The organism is Kitasatospora sp. NPDC059812 (assembly GCF_042732075.1).
Classification (GTDB): domain Bacteria; phylum Actinomycetota; class Actinomycetes; order Streptomycetales; family Streptomycetaceae; genus Kitasatospora.
In genome coordinates this window covers 19048-23930 of record NZ_JBHWIO010000119.1, presented here as the reverse complement: position 1 = coordinate 23930, position 4883 = coordinate 19048, and the positions used below count along the sequence as shown (strand labels likewise).

Annotated in this window: 4 protein-coding genes; 3 read left to right on the top strand and 1 reads right to left on the bottom strand. The window is 71.8% G+C overall.

The features are described from left to right. Nucleotides 1–149 precede the first annotated feature (149 nt). Nucleotides 150–1313 (top strand): agmatine/peptidylarginine deiminase, encoded by a 1164-nt coding sequence (locus ACFV6D_RS35810; RefSeq protein WP_380562935.1) that lies wholly within the window; start codon nt 150–152, stop codon nt 1311–1313. A gap of 282 nt (nt 1314–1595) precedes the next feature. On the opposite strand, the gene ACFV6D_RS35805 is transcribed toward ACFV6D_RS35810, so the two are convergent. Beyond that, complete coding sequence (locus ACFV6D_RS35805) at nt 1596–2192, bottom strand: TetR/AcrR family transcriptional regulator (protein WP_063352386.1); 597 nt, start codon at nt 2190–2192, stop codon at nt 1596–1598. 246 nt (nt 2193–2438) lie between these two features. On the opposite strand from ACFV6D_RS35805, the gene ACFV6D_RS35800 reads away from it, so the two are divergent. After that, nucleotides 2439–3665, top strand: coding sequence for an agmatine/peptidylarginine deiminase (locus ACFV6D_RS35800; protein WP_380562933.1), 1227 nt, complete (start codon nt 2439–2441; stop codon nt 3663–3665). Nucleotides 3666–3763: 98 nt separating this feature from the next. Beyond that, nucleotides 3764–4762 carry an agmatine/peptidylarginine deiminase gene (locus ACFV6D_RS35795; RefSeq protein WP_380562931.1) on the top strand — a complete coding sequence of 333 codons (999 nt, stop codon included), beginning with the start codon at nt 3764–3766 and terminating at the stop codon, nt 4760–4762. The last annotated feature ends 121 nt before the right edge of the window (nt 4763–4883 follow it).

Below are 4883 nucleotides of genomic sequence, written 5' to 3'. Positions count from 1 at the left end.
CCCCAAATCACTCCCCCAAACCCCACAACACAAACAACCCCCCCCGGGGGGGCGGTGTGGGGGGGGGGGGGGCCCCCCCCGGCGGGGGGGTTGGGGGGGGGGGGGGGGGGGGCCACCCCCCCCCGGCTACCCGACTGCCCCACCCTGATCTGTCCCGCCGCACCATCCTGCGCTCCCTCGGCGGCGCGGGCGTCCTCGCCCTCGGCCTGACCGCCTGTTCGGACCTCGACGAACCCGTCGAGGACGCCACGCAGGCCCCGCAGTCTTCCGGGGCGCCGCAGCCGTCCGGGGCCCCGGCGGCGCCCGGCGGACGCCGCTTCGGCGCCGAATGGGAGAAGCACGTCCGCACCGTGATGTCCTGGCCCGCCTCGGAGAACGTCTGGGGCGACCAGCTCCCCGACGTCCGGAAGGACATCGCCGGCCTGGCGCGGGCCATCGCCGCCCGCGAACCGGTCGTCCTGATGGCCCGCCCCGAACAGAGGGACGCCGCGCAGAGCGCGTGCGGCTCCGCGGTCGAGGTCGTCCCCATCGCCGTCGACGACCTGTGGGCCCGCGACACCCTGCCGGTGTTCGTCGAGGAGGGCGGCAAGGTCAAGGGCGTCGACTTCAACTTCAACGGCTGGGGCAACAAGCAGCAGCACGCCAACGACGGCAAGATCGCCCGCACCGTCCTGGCCAAGTACGGCGTCGAACGCATCGAGACGAAGCTGGTCGCCGAAGGCGGCTCCTTCGAGACCGACGGCCAGGGCACCCTGCTGGTCACCGAGAGCTCCGTCGTCAACGGCAACCGCAACCCCGGCATGTCCCGCGACCAGGTCGAGGCCGAGCTCAAGAAGGCCCTCGGCGTCACCACCGTGATCTGGCTGGCCGGCGTCAAGGGCAAGGACATCACCGACGCCCACGTCGACTGCCTCACCCGCTTCGCCGCCCCCGGCGTCGTCCTGCTCGACCAGGCCTTCCCCGGCTCGCCCGCCGACGTCTGGTCCCGCTCCGCCGACCAGGCCCGCGGCGTCTTCAAGGACGCCGTCGACGCCCGCGGCAAGAAGCTCGACGTCATCGAACTCCAGCAGCCCGACCCCGACAAGATCACCGGCCGCGGCGACGCCTTCGTCTCCTCCTACATGAACTTCTACGTCGGCTCCAAGGGCGTCTACCTCCCGAAGTTCGGCGACGACCGCGCCGACGACCGCGCCCAGCAGATCCTCAAGCAGCACTTCCCCGACCGCGAGATCGTCCCCGTCAAGATCGACAACATCGCCGCCGGAGGTGGCGGCATCCACTGCGCCACCCACGACATCCCGGCCGCGGGGTGAACGCGCGGTTCGACTGACACCCGCCGGGGCGTGCGGCCTCCTCGAAGCTCTGCAGAAATCGACCAGTTCTGACTTCGGGCAGCACGGGCCCCTGCCGAGAGTTCGGCAGGGGCCCACGGTGCAGAGACCTGTAGACGGCCGGGACCTGCCGTCGACGAGTGGCAGGCCGGCCGACATCGGCTACCGTCTGCCGCCGGTCCGACGGCCCGGCCTCACCTCAGGTGTCGGGTGAAGAACTGGGCCGCGGCGTCCCCGGCGAACTGCGGGCAGGTGGAAGGTCGGTCAGCAGCGGCACCGTACGACGGCCGGCAGCGCCTCCAGCTCGACCTCGATCGCCTCCCGGAGCAGGCGTCGCGCGTGCTCCAGCGGCATCGAGCCGGTCAACCAGCGGGCGCTGAGGCCCTCGATCAGGACGGTGAGGCGTTCGGCGGAGGCCGTGTGGGCCGGCGCCGTGGCCTCGGGGCGGGCGCGGCCGAGCAGGTCCGCGACGTCGTGCACCCAGGCGTGGGTGGCCCGTGCCAGCTCCTCCCGGAGATCGGGCTCGAAGACCGCGCTGGCCCTCAACTCCCCCCAGGCGGTGCTGTTCTCGCGCACGTCCGGGGTGTCCTGGAGTTCCAGGAGCAGGACCTGTTCGAGATCGCGTCGGGGATCGTCCGAGTACCCCGCCGAGTCCCCCTCGGCGGTGTAGCGGTCCGCCCGGTCGCTGATGAACTCCAGGGTCTTGCGGAGCAGCCCGGCCCGGTCGGTGAAGTGGTAGTACAGCAGCGAGGTGGACACCCCCGCCTCGGCGGCCAGTTCACCCACGCGCAGCCCGCGCACGCCACGCCGCGCGATGACGCGGGTGGCGGCGATGAGTATCTCTGTTCGACGATCCGACACAAGCGATCACCCTACCCGGCCGGGGCCCCTCGTGGAGGAATTCCTGATCAAAGTTTCAGGGCCCAATGACCCTGCGGCCAGGCGGGCGACCTCGGATCGGGGCTCACGACAGGTTCACGACAGGCTCAGGCCAGGCCGGTGTGGCAAGGAAAACCGCGATACCGTACGTATCGGGTATTGACTGAATTTTTAGTTGCAGCCAAGATGTGCGTCACCCCACACCTCCCCGCCCCCAAGGGAGTCCTCTTGGACACGCCCGTTCCCACCCGCCGCAGCCTGCTCAGATTCGGCGCTGCCGCCCTGCCCGCAGCGGCCCTCGGCGCCGCGTTCGCCACCGGCCTCGGCACCTCGGTCGCCGCGGCCGCAGAAACAGCCACGGACACAGCCGCAGCCACGGACGCGGCCGCAGCCGCAGCCGCGACGCCGTCCGGCGCCACGCTGCGGATGCCCGCAGAGACCGACCGGCACACCCGCACCTTCATGGCCTGGCCCGCCCTGTCCTCGGTCTGGCGCAACCAGCTGTCGGGCGTCCGCCGGGACATCGCGAACGTCGCGTACGAGCTCTCGCGCTACGAGCCGGTCGCGGTGCTGGCCCGCCCCGGGCAGGCCGCCGACGCCCGGTACTACTGCGGCTCCGGCGCGTACTACGGCATCGAGGTCCTGGAGATCCCGAACGACGACCTGTGGATCCGGGACTTCGGCCCGACCTTCGTCGTCGCACCCGGTGCCATCGCCGGGGTGGACACCAACTTCAACGGCTGGGGCAAGCACGGCACCTCCTACTACCAGCCGTACGCCAACGACGCCGCGGCCGCGGGCACGCTCCTGTCCCAGTACGGGATCGCCCGCGTCCAGGCCCCGTTCGTGGGCGAGGGCGGCTCGCTGGAGACCGACGGACAGGGCACCCTGCTGGCCACCGAGAGCTCGCTGGTGAACCCCAACCGCAACCCGGGCATGACCCGGGACCAGGTCGAGCAGGCGCTGAGGTCGACGCTCGGCCTGGACAAGGTCATCTGGGTCCCGGGCCTGGCCGGCCAGGACATCACCGACTGCCACATCGACTGCCTGGCCCGCTTCATCTCCCCCGGCCAGGTCATGCTGGACCAGCCCGGCCCGGGCACCGACCCCCGGTGGGTCGCGGTCTACCAGCAGACCAGGCAGGCCCTGCAGAACGCCACCGACGCCCAGGGCCGCCGCCTGACCATCACGGAGCTGCCCGGCCCCGACCGCAACTCCATCCGGGGAACGGGCAAGGACTTCCTGTCCAGCTACACCAACTACTACACGGCCAACGGCGCCGTCCTCGTCCCGCAGTTCGGCGACGGCTACGCGGACGGGGTCGCCTACGCGATCCTCCAGGCCAAGTACCCCGACCGCACCGTCGTCCAGCTCAACATCGACAACATCGCGAGCGGCGGCGGCGGCATCCACTGCTCCACCCAGTCGCAGCCCGCCGTACCGCCCGCCGGCTGAACGCGGCTGAGCGCGGCCGAGCCCCCCGCCGACCACCTCGGTCGGCCACTCTCGACCCCATCCTGACTGAAAATTAGAACAAGAGAGAAGGATCCGTCATGACGTTCCAGATGCCGGCCGAGTGGACCCCCCACGACGGGTGCCTGATGGCCTGGCCGACCAGGTCGGACCTCTGGGGGGAGACCTTCGAGGAGGCCAAGCGGGAGTACGCCCAGGTCGCCCGGGCGATCGCCGAGTTCGAGCCGGTCACGATGGTCGCGCTGCCGGACCGGGGCGCCGAGGCGCAGGAGCTGTGCGGGGAGGGCGTCGAGGTCGTGGAACTCCCCATCGACGACTCGTGGTTCCGCGACTCCGGGCCGATCTTCGTGCTCGGCGAGGACGGCCGGCGGGCCGGTGTGGACTTCCGCTTCAACGCCTGGGGCGGCAAGCACCACCCGTACGACACCGACGACCTGATCGCCGGGCGGCTGCTGGAGCGCCTGGGCGTCGAGCGCATCGACTCCCGGATGATCCTCGAAGGCGGGGCGATCACGGTCGACGGCGAGGGCACGCTGATCACCACCGAGCAGTGCCTGCTGAACCCGAACCGCAACCCGGGGATGAGCAAGGAGGAGATCGAGGCCGAGCTGATCGCGAAGCTCGGCGTCAGCACGATCATCTGGCTGCCGTACGGCGGTCTGCTGGACACCGAGACCGACGGCCACGTGGACGGCGTCTGCGCGTTCGTCGCCCCCGGCAAGGTGATCGTCCAGCTGCCCGCCGACCCCGAGCACCCCGACTACGAGCGCATGCGCGCCAACCACGCCGTCCTGGCGGCCGCCACCGACGCCCGGGGCCGCAAGCTGGAGATCCTCGAAGTCCCGCAGAGCGCCTTCGTCGAGGTCAACGGCACCGACGTCGAGGTCGGCTACCTCAACTTCTACATCGCCAACGGCGGCGTCGTCGTCCCGGTCGCCGACGTCCCGGAGGACAAGGGGGCCCTCGCCGCCATCGCGGCCGCCCTGCCCGGCCGCAAGGTCGTCGGGGTCCGCTCCCGGGTGATCGCCTACGGCGGCGGCGGTGTCCACTGCATCACCCAGCAGGTGCCCACCGCCTGAGCCGCCCGCACGCACAACCACCCCCCCCGCGCCCCGCGCCCCGGCCCGCGACCCCCCCCGCCCCGGGGGCCGCCGCCCCCCCCCCCCCCCCCCCCCCCGGGGGGCGGGGTACACAATAGAG

Bases quoted from the DNA above. Each gene is read 5' to 3' on its own strand.
- ACFV6D_RS35795 (WP_380562931.1), top strand. From the start codon at position 3,764: ATGACGTTCCAGATGCCGGCCGAGTGGACCCCCCACGACGGGTGCCTG.